This is a genomic window from Anaerobacillus sp. QJM3NY_32, assembly GCF_056173645.1.
Genome location: NZ_CM149684.1, coordinates 1,735,278 through 1,754,682, shown reverse-complemented (window position 1 = coordinate 1,754,682; position 19,405 = coordinate 1,735,278). Strand labels below are relative to the sequence as shown.

The following is a 19,405-nucleotide window of genomic DNA, read 5'->3' as shown; positions in this document are numbered from 1 at the left end:
CCTCCATTTCATTGTATCTATTATGCCTTATCTCTGTTGTACACCGCAACGGTTAGCCTCTATGGCGCTTAGATTAATCACCTTAAAAGTAAAAAAAGAAGAGCACCTGGCTCTTCTCATTTAAGCGTTTATTTTTTCTTTTAGATGGAAGTAAGATACGATTCCGACAAAACGCTCTCCGTCGACTACAATAACCTCTGTTAGACGGGATTCATTCATTAACTCAGCAGCCTGCTCAGGCTTCATATCTGGCGCCAAAGTCATAGATGGCTTTTCGAGGAGTTCCTCAACTTTAGTCATGCCGGCTTGATTATCAGCAAAACCACCAACCGCAATTGCTCGATCTGTCACAATTCCAACCAGATTTTCACCATCACAAACGGGAACAATCGTGACATTTTCATTCTTCATAGTCGCAGCCGCTTCGGCAACGCTATCAGAAGGCTTACTCGGAGTAACATATTTAGCAATATCTCCAACAGATACCATGCTTCGTTGAAGTGCCGATCCTAGCTGATCACGAAGGGTTTCAAGCTTTTTGTTACATGTGTTAATAATCGTATCAGGAAATTCTTCGTCATACTCCACACCGTGAGGATAATAGTGCTTTCCTAAGTAAGGCTTACCAAGCTTGATCACGGCATAAGAAGATTCAACCATTCCCTCGATAGCTACACCAGGAACTCGAAGATAGTAAACGTCACCATTTGTCATATCCTCAAATTTATAATCGTATGTAACTCGTTCATAATCCCATTGACCAGCAAGAACTAAACCGTTTTCATGCATAATATGATCTAGAATGGAAAATTGAACGATCGTAGATTCCAGACCAGTCTTGTCAAATTTCATAATTCGTTTGCCTCCTTTGTAATTCACAACATGTCCACTCTTTAATAATAGTATAAGGGGCAGTGTGGTTGCAATGTTTACTTCGTTTTCACATGGATAATCCATACATTATTATCCTGTCCAATCGAAAAGAAATTACATGAAATCAAAACAAATAATAATAATCTGAGTGAAATCGGTCGCTTCTGGTGAAACTACGCTAGAAAGGAGATGATTTCATGAGAAAATCAGTATCTTTTTTAATGGTATTTCTTCTCATAACTTCACTATTAGCACCAACTTATGCACATGCACAGAGTACATACACAGTAAAATCTGGTGACACGCTGTGGAAAATTTCCAAACGCTATAAAATCGGACTTACTGAGATAATCAGTGCAAATCCTCAATTCGATAATCCAGATCTTATTTATCCGGGCGATCGTGTCAACGTACCTACAGCAAATCCATCGATTCGAAAGTCTAAAGACGTTGGACAACAAGTGATGGATTTAACAAATGCAGAGCGTGCGAAAAATGGATTGTCGCCACTAACGTGGAATTGGGAAGTGGCTAGAGTAGCCAGATACAAATCAGCAGATATGAGAAATAAAAATTATTTTTCTCATCAGTCGCCTACGTACGGTTCTCCCTTCTCTATGCTAGAGAATTTTGGCGTTTCCTATCGAAGTGCCGGAGAAAACATTGCCGCTGGACAAGCAACACCTGAAGAAGTCGTTCAAGCGTGGATGAATAGCGAAGGACACCGAAAAAACATTTTAAATTCTGGTTATACACAGATTGGCGTCGGATACATCTCAGGTGGTTCATACGGTCATTACTGGACACAAATGTTCACCTCAAAGTAATCAGAAAAGCCTCTTTGTCTAGAGAGGCTTTTCTATATGGATTTATTCTTTAAGGTCCTCGTCTGTAATAGATAAGGCTGATACAAGCACATTCACTTCTTCCACGTGTAACCCCGTCATTTTTTCTATATCATTTTTAATTCTCTCTTGAAGAACAAAGCATGTATAGGGAATGATTTCTCCAAAACCAATTGCCACTTCTACTTTAAGTGATAAACCCGCGTCTTCCTGGTAACTATCAAATTGAAAAGAGGACTTCTTCCCTTTCCCAACCATCTTTCTCAATGTCTTTTTAACAGGTGCTTGAATAAATTTCACGCCCGGCGTTTCATTAATCGCTACTTCTAAAATAAAGTCAATGACGCTCTCTGAGATGGTTAGGCTTCCTTGATGGAATGATTTTCTCATGATGATCCTTCCCCCCTCTTGCATACACTCTTAATATTATATGAATAGCTGAAAATGAAATATTCGTCTAATAATTCATTTCTCTCTACTGGTAAAGCGTAATCGTCCGTACTATAATATAAGAAGATGGTTTGACTTAGAAAGGAGAACAAGATTGCCAAAGTTCCTCACAAAGCGATTTATATTAATTTTACTTGTCATTGCGATTTTAGCAGTGCTTGCTTTCTGGATCTTACCCGTCTCCATTCCGCTTATTCTCGCGTTTTTCAGTGCTCTAGCTCTTGATCCAGCTGTTAAACTGATTCAAAAGAATACGAAAATAAAACGGTACTTTCCAGTGATTATTGTCTTTACATTATTTGTTATTTTCATTTCATTACTAGGCTACTTCCTTATTACAAAAGTGATTACTGAAGGAATAGTGCTAGTCGAGAACTCCCCTCTGTACATACAAAACATCACCCAGATGTGGGATAGTATGGAATCCAACATGGAGGCCGTATCCAAAAGTTTTCCTCCTGAATTTGTTCAAGAATTCACCAATCAGGTTGATCGATTTCTTGAAAATACAAAGGATACCATCAGTAGCATTGATTACTTAAAAATCATTACCATCATTGTCACAGGAATTCCAAATTATTTAGTTAGCATTGTTGTATACTTAATTGCCCTCTTCTTATTCTTGATGGATCTTCCGAGACTGAAGAAGCAATCTTATTCTTACTTATCACAACAAACGGCAGAAAAAGTGCAATTCATGACCGGGCGCCTTTCCTACGTCATTTTTGGTTTTTTTAAAGCTCAGTTTCTTGTCAGCATCATCATTTTCTTTGTTAGTTTAATTGGACTCTTATTCATTACGCCGAAGGTTGCCCTTCTAATGGCGTTTATCATTTGGGTCATTGATTTTATACCGATTATTGGTTCGATCGTTATACTCGGACCCTGGGCGATTTATTATTTAATAACTGGCGATATAGCCACTGGAAGTCAAATGGCGATTCTAGCGGTTGTGCTTCTAGTCATTCGTCGAACAGTAGAACCAAAAGTAATGGGACGACATATCGGACTATCTCCGTTGTCTACGTTAATATCCATGTACATTGGTTTGAAACTCCTCGGTATTATGGGCTTCATCATCGGGCCAATCCTTCTCATTGCCTTTAACTCTGCAAGAGAAGCCGGGCTAATTAAAATTAATTTCAAAGTTTAACGAAAAAGAAGCTGTTTCCATATGGAAACAGCTTCTTTTGGATCATTTTACCAAATCATACCCATTAGGGCGACAACACACGTGCCAGCTACGAATACTCCAAAGAATATTCCCCATGCAGGATACTGATGCCCTTTGTGGCTTAAATGCATGAACATGTATAGCTGAAATACGAGTTGGATACCAGCTAGGATCATGATAAAAACAACTGTAAAAGCATCAGATATCGCATCGCTAGCTACTGCTACGAACGCAATCATCGTCAGGAAAATCATCATGGCAAAGGAAACAAGTTGTTGCTTAAATTCCTTCTCATGAGCAATCTCGTGATGAATGTCGAGATGACTTTGATCGTGCTCTGACAGAGTATCGTGACCTTCATGATGTGCCATAAAATTAACCCACCTTTCCCATTAGGTAAACCACTGTAAAGATGAAGATCCATACAACATCAATAAAGTGCCAGTAAAGAGCAAAGAGATAAAACTTCGGTGCTGTATACAGGTCCATTCCTCTTCTTAGATTACGAATAATAAGAATCGTAATCCAGGAAATCCCCACTAATACGTGAGCTCCGTGAGTACCTACAAGCGTGTAGAAAGCAGATCCCCATGCACTGCTTTTAATCGTATGACCGTATTCATGTACATAGTGATTAAATTCATAAATTTCAAGACCTAGGAAAGCAAGACCTAGAAGTCCAGTCACCACAAACCAGCCAATCATACGCTTAAAATGATTTGTTTTAAGTGCCATCGTAGCAAACACCGATGTTAAACTACTTGATAATAAAAGCATTGTCGCAATAAAAACAAGTGGAAGTTCAAACAGTTCATTCGATGTAACGCCACCGTTTGTTGCATTCCTTAGTCCTAAGTATACCCCAAAAAGCGAGGCGAAAAGCACGGTTTCGCCTCCAAGGAAGAACCAGAAACCAAGAAATTTATTTTTACCATCTAACGTAGCCCGTTCTGGATTGGCAGGCAACTTAGTCATTGCTTCGTTCGATTTCATTTGCCTTCCCTCCCTTCATCAGGCAGATCTTCCTTATGGATATGGTATCCGTGATAATCAATGACAGAGCGAAGGATCATCGCTAATGCCGTGATCACAAGTCCACCTATTGCAATTATCCAGTTTGAATAGATCGCTGCAAGAGCCGCAATAAACAACCCAAGAGAAAGAACAAGTGGAAGAATAGAAGAATCCGGCATATGGATATCATCTAAAGGTTCCGCGGCAACCATAGCTTTATTACCTGCTCGTTTTTCTAACCACCATGCATCAAGACCACGTATTAGCGGTGTTTGTGCAAAGTTATATTCTGGAGCTGGTGATGAAATCGCCCATTCAAGCGTACGACCGTCCCAAGGGTCATTTCCAGCTTTTTTACCTTTAACAGAAGTTTGGATAATGTTCCAAACCATAATGATTGTTGCAAGTCCCATTAAGAAAGCACCCATCGTTGCTGCGAAGTTCGCTTCATCAAGACTTTGACCAGAAAGATACGTATAAACTCGACGCGGCATTCCCATAAGTCCGAGGAAGTGCATCGGGAAGAACGTTAAATGGAAACCGATAAAGAATAACCAGAAATGAAGCTTTCCGAGAAATTCGTTCAATACTGTTCCAAAAATCTTCGGCCACCAGTAGTACATACCGGCAAATAGACCGAACACTACCCCACCAACAATTACATAGTGGAAGTGAGCTACAACGAAGTAGCTATCGTGGTACTGATAGTCAGCAGGTGGAACGCTTAGCATTACCCCTGTCATACCACCAAGTACGAAAGAAGGAATAAATCCTACTGCAAATAAGTTTGCGGTTGGGAAGCTCACTTTTCCTCCCCACATTGTAAAGAGCCAGTTAAAGATCTTAACCCCAGTCGGAACTGCGATTAACATTGTTGCAACAGCAAAAATAGAGTTGGCAATTGGTCCTAGTCCCACTGTAAACATATGGTGAACCCATACCATAAAGCCTAAGAAACCAATAAGAGCTGTTGCGAAAACCATTGCTGAATAACCAAACAGACGCTTTCTTGCGAATGTTGCAATGATTTCAGAGAACATACCAAATGCAGGTAGAACTAGAATGTAAACTTCCGGGTGCCCGAAGATCCAGAATAGATGTTCATAAATAATCGGGTTACCTCCCGCTTCAGCTGCGAAGAACTGCGATCCGAACAAACGGTCAAACATGAGTAGCGCTAGACCAATTGTTAGAGCAGGGAAGGCAAAAAGAATAAGACCAGAAGTAATAAAACTAGACCATGTGAACAACGGCATACGCATAAATGTCATACCCGGTGCCCGCATGTTTATGATGGTAACTAGGAAGTTAATTCCCCCGATTAACGTTCCGATACCTGAGATCTGAAGCCCTAGAACGTAAAAATCGACTCCGTTCCCTGGACTTGTTGTTGATAGTGGTGCATAACCGGTCCAACCAGCATCCGGTGCTCCACCCATGAACCAACCAAGGTTCAGTAGGATACCACCCGCTGTAAATAGCCAAAAGCCTAATGAGTTAACGAATGGAAACGCTACGTCTCGCGCTCCAATTTGAAGCGGAATGATCGCATTCATAAACCCAAATATGAGCGGCATGGCTGCCAGGAAGATCATTGTCGTCCCGTGCATCGTAAGCAGCTGGTTAAATGTTTCAGCTCCCACAAAATCAAATTCTGGATAAAGCAACTGCACCCGCAGTAAGATTGCTTCTAAACCACCGAGTAGAAAGAAGAAAGCACCGGAAGCGAGATAGAGAATCCCGATCTTCTTATGGTCAACGGTAGTAAGCCAATCCCATACAGGATTTTTCTTTTTATAAGCATGTGCTGACACGTATTAAACCTCCTTATTTCCGATGACTATTCTTCAACTTTTAGTCCTTGCAAGTAAACAACTAAAGCATCAAGCTCTTCATCTTTTAGCTGATCTCCAAACGCAGGCATGTTATTACCAGGTTTGTATTCCGATGGATCGCTAATCCAGCCCTTAATGTTCTCATCTGTATGCTCGAGAACGCCCGCTACTTTCTCGCGGTCACCAAAGTTTGTTAAGTTCGGACCTGTGTTACCGCCTTCACTGCCGACGGCGTGACAGCCAATACAGCTGTTTGCGAAGATTTCTTCCCCTTGAGCTGCTTGATCAGAAGCTGCCTGTGAACCAGCTTCTTTCATGTTTTCTGCCCATGCTTCAAAATCTTCTTTTTCTTGAGCAATTACTTTAAAGTCCATCAAAGCGTGTGATGGTCCACACAGCTCAGCGCACTTCCCATAATATGTACCTGGTTCCTGAGCATTTAGCCACATTTTATTCTCTGTAGCTGTATTCGTATCCATTTTTCCACCTAGAGTCGGAACCCAAAAAGAGTGTGTGACATCTTTAGAAACGAGTTCAAAATAAACTCTTTCTCCTGTTGGAATGTGTAAATCTTGAGAAGTCTTCACTTCAAGATCAGGATACTCAAATTCCCACCAATACTGATGAGCTGTTACTTTGACAACGGTTGCACCTTCAGGTACTTTTTCAGTGCCCTCATCTAATGCAAACGTAGTCATTACTGTCGGAACGGCAAGGATCAAAAGAAGGATAATAGGAACTACAGTCCATAGAATCTCAAGAACGACATTACCTTCCGTTTGTTCTGGAATTTCATTGTCGCTTTCACCACGTCGTCTAAAACGAACAAGCACAACTGTATAAATGAGTGCTACTACAACGAAAACCCCGATCATGATGTAAAGGCTTAACATCATGAGATTAAATTGCATTTCAGCCCCTTCTCCCTTAGGGAGCATAGCTGTTAGTTGTTCGTTACCGCAACCCGTAAGCGCTAACGCAATTACCGATAGCAGTGGTAAAAAACGCCAAACATTTTTCCAACGTTTCATTTGCACCTTAAACCTCACTTTCTTTAGTAGCTTTTACTCAAAATTGAGTTATAGGAAGACAAGGAGGGCATCCTACCCACCTTGTCTGACCATACATTAATCATCCTTTTAAGGATTAATATTTACTGCAATCATAACAATAAACAGGATTGTTATATAGTTAAGCGAATAAACAAACATAATTCTCGCCCACTTAATATCGTCCTTCATGAAAAATCCTGCAATTCCTATCGCTAGCCATCCAAAACCAAGGATTGCTGCGACAGTGATGTACACTGGTCCAAAGCTGTATAGCAATAGTGACACTGGTACTAAAGCAGCCGTATATAAAACGATTTGGCGCTTCGTCATTGGAAAACCTGCTACAACAGGTAGCATTGGAATTCCAGCATCACGATAATCATCTACACGCTTCATAGCGAGTGCTAAGAAGTGTGGAGGCTGCCAGATAAACATGATTAAAAACATTCCCCATGCTACAGGGCTTAAGTTAGGATCAATTGCAGCCCAGCCAATAAGCGGCGGAAGTGCACCTGAAAATGACCCGACTACTGTATTTAAAGAAGTTGTACGCTTTGTCCACATTGTATATAACACAACGTATATAACAAGTCCTAAAAGACCCAATAAAGCAGCCATTGGCTCAACAATCAATAGCATTATCGTACCTACAATGGCTAAGCCAAGACCTACAAATAATACCTGGTTAGCAGGAATTTTACCTGTAACTGAGGGACGCGTATTCGTTCTCGCCATCACTTGATCAATATCACGGTCAATGTAGTTATTCAAAGATGTTCCCCCGGCAACAACAAAAGCTGTTCCCAACATCGTTAGAATGAGTACCATTGGATTAGCGAATAGATCAAATCCTGCAGCAACTGATGCCACCCATAAGCCAGTAAAAGCTGTAATTAAATTATCAAATACAATGCCTAATTTCGTAAGTGTCAGAAAATCTTTCCACGTACCAGATGGATTTGCTTCTGATAGCGGGCCTGGCTCCATAACGCGATTAGATGCTTCGTATGCAGTTCTAGCTTTACTCAATCTACACACCTCCTTTTTCATTTGACTGAAGTAAATCAGTCATTCTATCGTTCATGTTAGACAATCTTATTAGAAGACTGTGTAAGCCCTGATCATTATGTTGTATCACGTCTACCCCTCCAGGTTACTCACATGCTGTTAAACAAAATGTAATTCAATCTTCACATCTTGCTATTAAAACTCGCTAACAGCTATGGTAAGATAATGTTGGTTTTGTGAAAGGAAGCAGTATCCGCAATCCTTATCCATTATAAACGAATCTAATTGTTTTGTATACGTCGTTTCATAATGGGAGCTCATCCTTTCATTCGTGCAAAGATGTGCTTGCCTCTTCACACATTCATTGTACTATGATTTACACACAATTAGATAAGAAGGTGTTATTTGTGAATAAATTGTTGAAATTATTCGGGATTATTACGTCACTTGGAATGCTTCTCGTACTCTTAATGGGTGCAGTTGTAACGAAAACAGGGTCGGGTGATGGCTGTGGGAACTCCTGGCCTTTATGCTATGGAAAGGTTCTACCTGAAGCACCAGAGATAGAAACGATCATCGAAGTCAGTCATCGGATTGTTTCAGCAGCCCTCGGTCTGCTCGTGATTATTCTTGCCATATGGGCTTGGCGAAAAATCGGACACATTCGAGAAACAAAATTTTTAGCGATTGCTTCTGTCTTCTTAATCGTGTTTCAAGGTTTGTTAGGCGCTGCCGCTGTAGTATGGGGCCAATCAGATATTATTCTTGCTTCTCATTTTGGTTTCTCACTTGCTAGTTTTGCGAGTGTTGTTTTGCTAACTATACTCGTTTTTGAAGCGTCTGGGAATAAAAGAACGCCTCATGTTCCTAAACGTATTCGTTTTCATTTATACGCGATTACAATCTATTCATATATAGTCGTTTATACAGGAGCCCTCGTACGCCATACAGGCGCCAGTATGGCCTGTGACAAAGTTCCATTTTGTAGCGATGGTCAGCTGTTCGCTTTCTCTGGACCACAGGGGATTCAGATGTTACACCGAACGGCAGCCGTACTCATCTTTGTATGGTTACTCTACATTCTCATCATAGGATTACGAGAGTTTAAAAACAAAGGAACGATGCGAACTGGTATTATTTTAGCTTTTGTTTTCATTTGTTTACAGGCGTTGAGCGGTATTCTAGTAGTCGTTTCAAACCTGAATTTGTTTCTCGCGCTTTTCCACGGACTCTTTATATCTGGTTTATTTACAGTTCTTCTCTACCTTGTTATGCTTTCACTTCGAAGTGGCAGGCAATAGAAAAAAGCTGCGCAAAATTGCGCAGCTTTTTTCTTATTCATTCATTTCTAGCAATAAGTCTCCCGATTCAATTCCCTCTCCATTAGCCACATGAATATGTTCCACTGTGCCACTACGAGGTGCCTGGACGGTTGTCTCCATTTTCATCGCTTCTGTGATCATGAGGTGATCACCTTTGTTTACTCTTTCTCCTTTTTCAACTAGAACTTTAATGACAGTTCCCGGCATCGTTGCTCCAATATGATTTGGATTAGTGCGATCCGCTTTTGGTTTAGCCGCAATTGCCGTTTTGATATTTTCGTCTTTAATCACAACTTCACGCGGCTGACCATTTAATTCGAAGTAAAGGGTGCGCTTGCCTTCTAGATTAGGCTCTCCAACCGAGACAAGCTTGACGATAAGCGTTTTCCCCTGTTCGATCTCGACCTCAACTTCTTCTCCAAGTCGCATGCCATAAAGGAAGGTTGGTGTATCTAGAACGGATACATCCCCAAACATCTCTTGAACCTCTGCATACTCTAGATAGACTTTCGGGTAAAGAGCATAAGAGATCAGATCATGGCTAGTTACTTGACGATTCAATTTGTGATAAAGAGTTTCCTTTAAGTCCGTAAAGTTAACAGGTTCTAGAAACTCTCCAGGTCTTGAAGTAATCGGCTCTCTACCTTTAAGAATAATTTGCTGAAGTTCTTTAGGAAAGCCCTGATACGGCTGGCCAAGGTATCCCTGGAAGAGTTCTACAACTGAATCAGGAAAATCTAGAGATTCTCCACGCTCATACACATCATCTTCGGTTAAATTATTTTGAACCATATAAAGAGCCATATCGCCTACAACTTTAGAAGAAGGCGTAACTTTTACAATGTCTCCAAACATTTCATTAACTCTTCGATACATGCGTTTCACATCATCCCAGCGCTCTCCAAGACCGACGCCTTTTGCCTGCTGTTGAAGATTGCTATATTGGCCACCAGGCATTTCGTGCTCATATACTTCCGTGTGTGGAGCGGTCATACCACTTTCAAATCCACTATAGTATTTACGTGTATCTTCCCAGTAATGAGACAATTCTTCTAACGCTTTAATACTAATATCCGGCTGTCGCTCTGAACCATCCATTGCATAATACAAAGAATTGGCACTTGGCTGAGATGTTAAGCCAGCCATGGAACTTACGGCTACGTCTACGATATCTACACCAGCCTCAATGGCTTTCGCGTATGTATAGATCCCGTTACCGCTCGTATCGTGCGTATGAAGATGAATAGGTATAGAGACAGTTTCTTTTAACGTTGAAATAAGTTTATATGCCGCTTGAGGCTTGAGTAACCCTGCCATATCCTTAATTCCTAAAATATGAGCACCGGCGTCTTCAAGTTCTTTTGCGAGCTGTTGATAATATTCAAGGTTATACTTCGACTTATCCGGATTTGAGATGTCACCTGTGTAGCAAATTGATGCCTCAGCAATTTTTCCTGTTTGACGAACCGCTTCAATCGCTTTTGTCATGCCGTCCACCCAGTTCAAACTATCAAATATCCTAAATACATCAATTCCTGCGTCAGCAGACTTTTGAACAAATTCTCGAATGAGATTATCTGGATAATTCTTATATCCTACTCCGTTTGATGCTCGTAACAACATCTGGAACATCACATTTGGCACTTGCTCTCTAAGCTTAATTAAGCGATCCCACGGATCTTCTTTTAAGTATCGTAATGAGACATCGAAGGTAGCCCCGCCCCACATTTCCATTGAGAACAGTTCGGGTAGCATGCGGGCAGTCGGCTCTGCAATATGCAATAAATCAGTCGTTCTCATTCTTGTCGCAAGAAGAGATTGATGACCGTCACGGAATGTCGTGTCGGTAAGTAACGTTTTCTTCTGTTCTTTCACCCATTTAACAAGACCATCTGCACCTTGTTCATCAAGAATTTGTTTCGTTCCTTTTGGTATAGGCTCACTGTATTTTAAATGCGGTACTCTCCGTTTCGTAAACGCAGGTTTTTTCTTTATATCAAGACCCGGGAAACCGTTAACTGTAATGTTCCCGATGTATGAAAGCATTTTTGTTCCACGATCTTTTCGCTTTGGAAACACAAATAGCTCTGGTGATGAATCGATGAAAGATGTATTATATTCGCCTGATCGGAAGTTCTCGTGTTTCATTACATTTTCAAGGAAAGCAATATTCGTTTTAATTCCTCTAATACGGAATTCTTTTAAGTTTCTGACCATTTTAGATGAGGCTTGGTCAAAATTAAGTGCCCATGTCGATAGCTTCACAAGAAGTGAATCGTAATAAGGAGTAATGACAGCACCTTGATAAGCATTCCCTGCGTCAAGACGAACGCCGAATCCGCCACCTGATCTGTACGCCATTAGCTTCCCTGTATCAGGCATAAAATTATTTTCAGGATCTTCCGTCGTTACACGACATTGAATAGCGTACCCGTGACAGTCAATGTCATCTTGTTTCGGTATACCGAGTCGATCACCATGAATGTGTTCACCCTCAGCAATCATAATTTGAGATTGAACAATATCAATTCCCGTGATCATTTCTGTAATGGTATGTTCTACCTGAACTCGAGGGTTTACTTCAATAAAATAGAACTCTCCCTCTTGGTTAACAAGAAATTCAACAGTACCTGCATTGACATACTGTACGTTTTCCATCAATTTCACTGCAGCTTCACAAATGTCTCGTCTAGACTCCTGTGTCAGTGAAACACTTGGTGCTACCTCGACAACTTTCTGGTGACGACGCTGCACCGAGCAGTCTCTCTCATAGAGGTGAATCGTATTACCATGCTTATCTCCAAGAATTTGAACTTCGATATGCTTCGGATTTTCTACAAATTTCTCCACATAAATTTCATCGCGCCCAAAGGCTGCTTTTGCTTCAGATTTAGCACGATCATAAGCCTCCGCCAAAGATTCTTCACTTCGGACGATTCGCATGCCTCTTCCGCCGCCTCCTAGGGCAGCTTTAATCATAAGAGGGTACCCATTCTCATCTGCAAACGCCTTAACCTCATCAAGTCCTTCTACAGGGCCATCCGTTCCTGGAATGACTGGAAGCCCTGCTAATATGGCTTGTTTTCTAGCCTCTACCTTATCTCCGAACATTCGTAAATGGTCAAGTTCAGGTCCTATGAAAATAAGACCTTCCTCCTGACAACGTTTAGCAAACTGAAGATTCTCAGAAAGGAAGCCGTAACCAGGGTGAATAGCATCAATGTCGTTCGCCTTCGCTATCTCGATAATCCCCTCAATATCTAAATAGGCATCAATCGGCTTTTTATCCTCTCCGACAAGGTAAGCTTCATCTGCTTTATAACGATGGTACGATCCACTATCTTCTTTAGAATAAATAGCTACGGTTCGAATATTCAGTTCGGTACAAGCACGGAAAATTCGAATGGCGATTTCACCACGGTTAGCAACTAAAATTTTTGAAATAGCTGGCATATAATTTCCTCCTTAAACTAAAGCTCCATTTGAATCGTATTATCTTTTTTAACGTAACCTTCTTTCTGCTCTTTCCTTATATTCACAAAAGCAGAAACGTTCACTAGTATCCCCATTGATATCATCAGCAAAATTAATGAAGATCCACCGTAACTGATAAACGGAAGTGGGACACCTGTTACTGGTAACCAGCCTGTTATAGCACCAAGATTGACGACTGTTTGTACACCAATCATACCAGCAATGCCTATAGCTAGTAAGCTACCAAATGTATCCTTACAGCGAATACCTATAACAAAACCTTTAAATACGATATAACCTAACAAACCTACTACAAATACAACACCGAGTAACCCTAACTCTTCAGCCACAATGGCCATAATGAAATCTGTATGTGGTTCAGGTAAAAAACCGTATTTTTGAATACTCTGGCCAAACCCCTGGCCCGTAATTCCACCTGATGCTATAGCGATATAAGAATTAATTAAATGGAAACCACTGTCTTCTGGGTCCGAAAATGGATCATAAGCTCCAGTAAATCTTGATGCCTGTTCAGGTGAGAGCGTCATCCACGCAAGAGCGAAGACAATCCCGCCAATGACGATAAGCCCTAAAATGTGTCTCCACTTCATTCCAGAACAAACAATGACAATACCTGAAGTTAATGCGATAATCATTGCCGTCCCAAGATCTGGCTGTGAAGCAACTAACGCAAAAATCAATCCAATGACCATTAAAGGAGGCATTGCCCCTCTTACAAAGTTAGAAATATAGGCTTGTTTTTTGGAGTAAATAGCCGCAAGGTAAATGATTAACCCTAGTTTGACGAATTCAGAAGGCTGAAAACTAAACGAGCCGATTTCAATCCAACTTTGTGCATTGTTCGTCGTGGATCCGATCAATTTCACGAGCAGTAGTGACAAAACAGAGAGTCCTAGTATAGGAACGATAAATTTCCTATAAGCCTTATATGGAAAGACCATCGCCAGTAGGAACATAACGAGTGATACCGCTAACCAGATGATTTGTCTGTTGAAGAAGTAAGCACTGTTTGCTTCATGTCGCATCACAGCCCATACCATACTTGCACTGTAAACCATAACGAGCCCAAACCCGCACAAAAGTAATACACTAATGATTAGAGAGTAATCATAATGCTTAAATAATTTTTTAATCATAAACGTCATCCTACCTATTTATTTTCTATTAAGAAGTTTGCATCAGCTCACTGTTAACTTCATAATCACTTGTTGATTTATTCGCCTTTTGGAAACTAAAAAGTATTGGTGGTGTTGAAGGATTACCGTAGCCAGACCCCAGATTGCTTAACTTTCAATCAGAACACGCATCTTGTGTTCTAGTTCAAGAGCTCCAATATCTCCGTTTCTAAACGCTCGTCTCCGCTTTTCGGTGTCTAGCTGCAGTGGGCAGGGTCTCGATCGCTTCACCCCATAAAATGAACACAAAGACCGTGTTCTTTTTATGGGCCTCCAGCGCTTGTCGACCCTAAACGCCCACTTCCGCTTTTCGGTGTCCAGCTGTGCGGGCCAAATCCTCCGGCTGTTTCACCCATTCGAATGAGACATAAACCGTCTCACTCTCATGGCCTCCAACATCCTGCGGATTTAGACGGGCCCGCTCCGCTTTTCGAAGTATGTATAGGTTTCGATGGGAATTGGGTGAAACCTGCTGTCCTTTTGAAATTAAGTTTTTTTGAGAAGGACTTTTAATATGGTCCATCCGTCTGATTCTTTCCCGAGAATTTTAAATGGGATCAGATTGGTTATTCCTAGCCAGAGGTTAAAGAAAAGAACCCAGGCTATGATGGAGGGATGGAATGGCAGAATGAGAGCGAGTGCGGCGACGATAAGATTCATGAGTGGACCAGCTATGGCAATGGCGAGTTTCCCATAGGCTTTATCAGGTTGTGAGCTGATGGTCATTCCTCCAGCGAAATAAATAGCGTTAACGGCTACTTCTCCTCTCGGGTGTCTCCATGTAAAGATTCTTGGACCTATGCCCAGGTGTAGTTTCACACCAGCTTTCGTAAAAACATTGGCTGCCACTGTGTGGCCCGCCTCATGAAGTAATAAACTGATGGGAGATATAACAAGGATCACCATGAGCAAATCATACATTCATATCTACTCCTAAAATCTTCTGAATTCTTTTACGGCCTATTCGTATTCTATCATATTTTCTACTTGCTACTATCACTTAATGCGGAACTGCAAAGTGAATGAGTCAAAAATATATTGTATGTAAAGGAACACTGAAAATAAACAAAAAGCTCAAACTATCATTGATAGTTTGAGCTTTCATTATTTCCTCATACTAGCTTCATGAAGAGCCGAAAGCTGACGCTCAAGTGATTCAAGCAATTCTTTGCCATCCTCTTCATTTACTAATCCAAGACGAACCGCGAAGTCAATTTCGCGAGATAAACCAAACATCTGCGTATCAAGAACCTCTTCATACAGAGGACACTGAGGCATCGTCAAATTCTCCATTTGAACTTCGATAAGTTTTAGGATCTTATGCGCATCGGCTTTTAACAGCTCGTATGCTTTTTCACGATGTCCTGTTGCCATACCAGTTGACAAATCTGATCCCTCCGTTCCCTTTCCCATTCCTTCTATTATCATAAAAGGAATGCAACAAAATTGCAAGAAAAAGCAGGGTAAACGCGGATGTGTTTAGAAAATACTTAGTCCATATTGTGAAGAAAGATTCTCAAGAAGTTTGTTTCCAGCGATACTATTTCCTTTTGCATCAAGTGGTGGACTATAAACACCAATTCCCATTTCATTTGGAACAAGACTTAAAATCCCACCTGAGACACCACTTTTTGCAGGGATGGCCACGTTAATCGCAAACTCACCAGATGCATTGTACATGCCGCATGTAACCATAAACGTTTTCACGATTCTCGCTATATATCTTGGAATAATCCTTCTTTCCGTTTCAGGGTCTTTTCCTTCATTGGCTAGAACCATCCCTATTCTAGCAAGATCTTTACAGTTTACTTCGATTGCACACTGTTTTGTATAAGCTTCAAGAAGCATTTCAACATTATCATCAATAATGCCGTGCTGCTTCATGAAATAACTTAATGCTCGGTTTAAATTCGCCGATTCATATTCCGAATCAGCTACTTCAGTATTAATTCCAATGCTAGTGTTATTCGTCATGTCATGAATTAATTGCAATATGCGTCCAACTTTTTCCTCTACTGAACTACCATGAATCATATTTGTAACAACTAAAGCACCCGCATTAATCATTGGATTGAGTGGTTTTGAGGGTACCATCGTCTCAAGTTTGGCAATTGAATTAAATGGATCTCCCGTAGGCTCCATTCCTACCCTTGAGAAAACATGCTCCTCTCCTGAGTCCATGATTGCTAAGGCTAGTGTTAGAACTTTAGAGATACTTTGAAGGGTAAACGTTTCGCCTACATCTCCGGCTGATAAACATCCGTCTTCCTTGGAGTAGATTGCAATTGCTAGCTTATCTGGATCGGATTTTGCAAGGGCTGGAATATAATCTGCCACTTTTCCATCTTTCGTAAATGGCTTGCTTTTCCTAACTAGTTCCACTAATTCTTCTTCTGTACGACATCTCATCTTAAATCCTCCCGCTCGGAACAAATTGACTCTCACCATACTGTTCCCCAAATGTGACAAATGCAAGCATAACCGGTATACTTGGTTTGCAAAAGATTTTGATTGTGGGGTGTACAAGATGGAGACGATTCTACCTATTAAGGGGAAAGTCAATTATTCCATTACTTTAGACGCAAGCGTATGGATATTTGATGATCGTAAGATTGAATTAGAGGAATTTTTGAAATTTGATGGTTCAAGCGAAAAGAATGAGAACGATTACATCCGTACTCAGGCTGAACGCTTTGAAAGAGAACTTACAGGAATTAAACCTCCTGTTAACAAAAGTATCAAAAGGTTTGAGAAAGAACGCATTCTAACAGGAAGTTTCGTTATCCCACTCAAACCATTTTTATCTAATGCTGATCCTACTAACGATAGCGAGAAGGTTCAGCTAGATTTTAAAGATGGCTCTAAGCAGAGTATGACAATGGATGAAGCCATGAACGGCTTTCTTCGCTTTTCCCAAGATGGAAAACCGCTCAGAGAAGATGGCCCTACCCATTTCTATTTCGGGAATGGCTCGAACGCTTCGGAACCATTTAAATACGTTACAGGTATAACTGTCATCTAGAGTAGATCAGCTGCAATGCGGGCAAGCAGAGAACGTTCACCTTTCTCGAGCTTAACATGTCCGCTAAGCGGCTGGTCTTTAAATTTTTCGACGACATAAGTTAGTCCATTCGTGTATTCATCAAGATAAGGATGGTCAATTTGCTGTGGATCACCGAGGAGAACAATTTTACTTCCCTCACCAACCCTTGTTAAGATCGTTTTCACTTCATGCTTGGTTAAATTTTGTGCTTCATCTATTATAATATATTGATCAGGTAAACTTCTTCCACGAATGTACGTTAATGCTTCTACTTGAATGGAACCGATTCCCGAGAGGATCTTTTCAAGCTCCCCCGTCTTTTTAACATTAAACAGGTATTCTAGATTATCAAATATAGGCTGCATCCACGGACGTAACTTTTCTTCTTTCTCCCCTGGCAGAAATCCAATATCTTTTCCAACTGGAACAATCGGCCTCGCAATAAAAAGTTTTTTGTAGCGATTTAAATCTTCTGTTTGCATTAATCCAGCCGCCATCGCTAAAAGCGTTTTTCCTGTTCCTGCTTTACCTACAAGTGTTACAAGTGGGATGTCGCTACGAACAAGCAAATCTAGCGCCATTCTTTGCTGTACATTCCTCGGACCTATTCCCCACATATATTCCGTTTCCATCGCTGTCTTTTCAACTTTTTTACAGTTCTTATCTACTTTGCCAATTCCGGATGACGAGGCTTGAACCGGGTCTTTTAAGATGATGTATTGATTGGGATAAAGCGGTCTTCCTTTTAACATTTTGACGTCAATATAATGCTTCTCAAAAAACTGATTGAGTACTTCTGAATCAACATACCTTTCTTCATATCCTGTATAAATCTGATTAAATTCAACAACTCTGTCGCTTAAAAAATCCTCAGCTTGTATGCCCATTGCATCCGCTTTAACACGAACCAAAGCATCTTTACTAACAAGAATCACTGTTCGACCAGACTTTAATTTCCCTTCTTCTAAAAACAAATTCAATGCGACCGCCAGAATTCTGTTGTCGTTTGTTTTCTCAACAAATTTATCCTGTAAGTATTGGAAAGATCGATGGTTCAGTTCAATTCGAAGCGTCCCGCCGTTTTCAAGAGGAATCGACTCATGAAGCTTTCCGCGTTCTCGAAAACCATCAATCATGCGTGATACTTGCCTTGCGTTCCTGCCTATTTCATCCATATACCTTTTCTTTGAATCCACTTCTTCTAACACCACAGCTGGAATGACAATTTCATTCGTCTCAAACGAATAAATCGCATTTGGATCTTGGAGTAACACGTTAGTATCTAGGACGTAAACCTTATCCAACACTTCGCCTCCTGACCAAATTTAAGTTGCTCTAACAGGTACGAAAAACAGTTGGGACTATCTACGTTTTCTATAATCTATGAACTAGTGTATAAAGTTAGACGGTTATTCAGAAAATAATTAACAAACTGTAGGGATTTATTATAAATCGCTTATTACGGAGGTAATCGAAATGATTAAGATTCGATGGAGTCTCATCGTGATTTGTCTACTTACTGCTTGTCAGGCAAATGATGATCCTATTGCTACAAATAAGGAAAAAACGGAGCGAGTTCAATATGTCAAACAGTCCGTAAAAACACCAGAGAATAAAAACTTATCAGCTACAGATATTGCTGAGAATCTTGTTACAATCGCTAAACAAGTACCTGATGTGAATGATGCTACAGCTATTGTTACTGGAAAATACGCAGTAGTCGGTATTGATGTAAACCAAAAGCTCGATCGTTCTCGTGTTAGCTCCATCAAATATACAGTAGCTGAAGCACTTCAAAAGGATCCATATGGAGCTAATGCAGTGATTACAGCTGATGCCGACACTACTTATCGATTGAAGCAAATGGCAACTGAAATTAAACGAGGGCATCCAATCGGAGGCGTAATGGAAGAGCTTGCTGATATTGTCGGAAGGCTAATGCCTGAAGTGCCTAGTAAAACGAACAAATCTGAACCTGATCCCATTCGCTCAAATGATAAGCAAATACCCACAAAAGAAGAAAAACAATTGAAACAGCAGCAGGAGAAACAAGACTTAGATAAATAATTCTTCGGCTATTACTGATATCTAATAAAACAAACTAACCGACCCCAACGGG

The 19,405-nt window shown here is 40.7% G+C and carries 18 protein-coding genes; 5 read left to right on the top strand and 13 right to left on the bottom strand.

Translation table 11 applies throughout. The features are described 5' to 3' along the window. Nucleotides 1-120 precede the first annotated feature (120 nt). A complete protein-coding gene (locus tag AC0VYH_RS09420; protein ID WP_430247094.1) occupies nt 121-852 on the bottom strand; it encodes a YugN family protein in 732 nt (243 codons plus the stop codon). 218 nt (nt 853-1,070) lie between these two features. Between AC0VYH_RS09420 and safA the strand changes: the two genes are divergently transcribed. Continuing rightward, complete coding sequence (gene safA / locus AC0VYH_RS09415; protein WP_475367226.1) at nt 1,071-1,700, top strand: SafA/ExsA family spore coat assembly protein; 630 nt, start codon at nt 1,071-1,073, stop codon at nt 1,698-1,700. A 42-nt stretch (nt 1,701-1,742) separates the two neighbouring features. Here safA and AC0VYH_RS09410 read toward each other — a convergent pair whose 3' ends face one another. Further along, a complete protein-coding gene (locus AC0VYH_RS09410) occupies nt 1,743-2,108 on the bottom strand; it encodes an Asp23/Gls24 family envelope stress response protein (protein ID WP_430247092.1) in 366 nt (121 codons plus the stop codon). A gap of 154 nt (nt 2,109-2,262) precedes the next feature. Between AC0VYH_RS09410 and ytvI the strand changes: the two genes are divergently transcribed. Beyond that, the gene (gene ytvI / locus AC0VYH_RS09405; RefSeq protein ID WP_430247091.1) at nt 2,263-3,321 is read left to right on the top strand and encodes a sporulation integral membrane protein YtvI; all 1,059 of its coding nucleotides are present in this window, start codon (nt 2,263-2,265) and stop codon (nt 3,319-3,321) included. Between the two features lie 47 nt (nt 3,322-3,368). On the opposite strand, the gene AC0VYH_RS09400 is transcribed toward ytvI, so the two are convergent. The 5 genes from AC0VYH_RS09400 to cyoE all read right to left on the bottom strand — a co-directional run bounded on the left by AC0VYH_RS09400 (nt 3,369) and on the right by cyoE (nt 8,272). Next, on the bottom strand, nt 3,369-3,713 hold the full coding sequence (locus AC0VYH_RS09400) for a cytochrome C oxidase subunit IV family protein (protein WP_194221302.1): 345 nt from the start codon (nt 3,711-3,713) through the stop codon (nt 3,369-3,371). A gap of 4 nt (nt 3,714-3,717) precedes the next feature. Further along, nucleotides 3,718-4,335 carry a cytochrome c oxidase subunit 3 gene (locus tag AC0VYH_RS09395; RefSeq protein WP_430247089.1) on the bottom strand — a complete coding sequence of 206 codons (618 nt, stop codon included), beginning with the start codon at nt 4,333-4,335 and terminating at the stop codon, nt 3,718-3,720. Next, nucleotides 4,332-6,170, bottom strand: coding sequence for a cytochrome c oxidase subunit I (ctaD, locus tag AC0VYH_RS09390; protein ID WP_430247088.1), 1,839 nt, complete (start codon nt 6,168-6,170; stop codon nt 4,332-4,334). Before ctaD ends, AC0VYH_RS09395 begins: the two co-directional genes overlap by 4 nt. Before the next feature lie 26 nt (nt 6,171-6,196). After that, complete coding sequence (coxB, locus tag AC0VYH_RS09385; RefSeq protein ID WP_194221299.1) at nt 6,197-7,222, bottom strand: cytochrome c oxidase subunit II; 1,026 nt, start codon at nt 7,220-7,222, stop codon at nt 6,197-6,199. Between the two features lie 108 nt (nt 7,223-7,330). Then, nucleotides 7,331-8,272 carry a heme o synthase gene (gene cyoE, locus AC0VYH_RS09380; protein WP_194221298.1) on the bottom strand — a complete coding sequence of 314 codons (942 nt, stop codon included), beginning with the start codon at nt 8,270-8,272 and terminating at the stop codon, nt 7,331-7,333. 386 nt (nt 8,273-8,658) lie between these two features. On the opposite strand from cyoE, the gene AC0VYH_RS09375 reads away from it, so the two are divergent. Next, nucleotides 8,659-9,552 (top strand): COX15/CtaA family protein, encoded by an 894-nt coding sequence (locus AC0VYH_RS09375; protein WP_430247087.1) that lies wholly within the window; start codon nt 8,659-8,661, stop codon nt 9,550-9,552. Between the two features lie 33 nt (nt 9,553-9,585). Here the strand turns inward: AC0VYH_RS09375 and pyc are convergent, their stop codons facing one another. From pyc to glsA, 5 genes are all read right to left on the bottom strand, one after another. After that, the gene (gene pyc, locus AC0VYH_RS09370) at nt 9,586-13,026 is read right to left on the bottom strand and encodes a pyruvate carboxylase (protein ID WP_430247086.1); all 3,441 of its coding nucleotides are present in this window, start codon (nt 13,024-13,026) and stop codon (nt 9,586-9,588) included. Between the two features lie 17 nt (nt 13,027-13,043). After that, on the bottom strand, nt 13,044-14,204 hold the full coding sequence (gene ftsW / locus AC0VYH_RS09365; protein ID WP_430247085.1) for a putative lipid II flippase FtsW: 1,161 nt from the start codon (nt 14,202-14,204) through the stop codon (nt 13,044-13,046). A 525-nt stretch (nt 14,205-14,729) separates the two neighbouring features. Beyond that, nucleotides 14,730-15,164, bottom strand: a complete 435-nt coding sequence (locus tag AC0VYH_RS09360; RefSeq protein WP_475367224.1) for a site-2 protease family protein — start codon at nt 15,162-15,164, stop codon at nt 14,730-14,732. 183 nt (nt 15,165-15,347) lie between these two features. Next, entirely contained in the window at nt 15,348-15,617 is a 270-nt protein-coding gene (locus AC0VYH_RS09355; RefSeq protein WP_098445722.1) for an Fpa/YlaN family protein, read from the bottom strand. 105 nt (nt 15,618-15,722) lie between these two features. Next, complete coding sequence (gene glsA / locus AC0VYH_RS09350; protein ID WP_430247083.1) at nt 15,723-16,652, bottom strand: glutaminase A; 930 nt, start codon at nt 16,650-16,652, stop codon at nt 15,723-15,725. 118 nt (nt 16,653-16,770) lie between these two features. On the opposite strand from glsA, the gene AC0VYH_RS09345 reads away from it, so the two are divergent. Next, nucleotides 16,771-17,265 (top strand): peptidyl-prolyl cis-trans isomerase, encoded by a 495-nt coding sequence (locus AC0VYH_RS09345; RefSeq protein WP_475367223.1) that lies wholly within the window; start codon nt 16,771-16,773, stop codon nt 17,263-17,265. Here the strand turns inward: AC0VYH_RS09345 and AC0VYH_RS09340 are convergent. Further along, complete coding sequence (locus AC0VYH_RS09340; RefSeq protein ID WP_430247081.1) at nt 17,262-18,590, bottom strand: PhoH family protein; 1,329 nt, start codon at nt 18,588-18,590, stop codon at nt 17,262-17,264. The genes AC0VYH_RS09345 and AC0VYH_RS09340 overlap by 4 nt on opposite strands. 172 nt (nt 18,591-18,762) lie before the next feature. Between AC0VYH_RS09340 and AC0VYH_RS09335 the strand changes: the two genes are divergently transcribed. Next, nucleotides 18,763-19,353: a YhcN/YlaJ family sporulation lipoprotein gene (locus AC0VYH_RS09335; RefSeq protein ID WP_475373702.1), complete on the top strand. Its 591-nt coding sequence runs from the start codon at nt 18,763-18,765 to the stop codon at nt 19,351-19,353. Nucleotides 19,354-19,405: the final 52 nt, after the last annotated feature.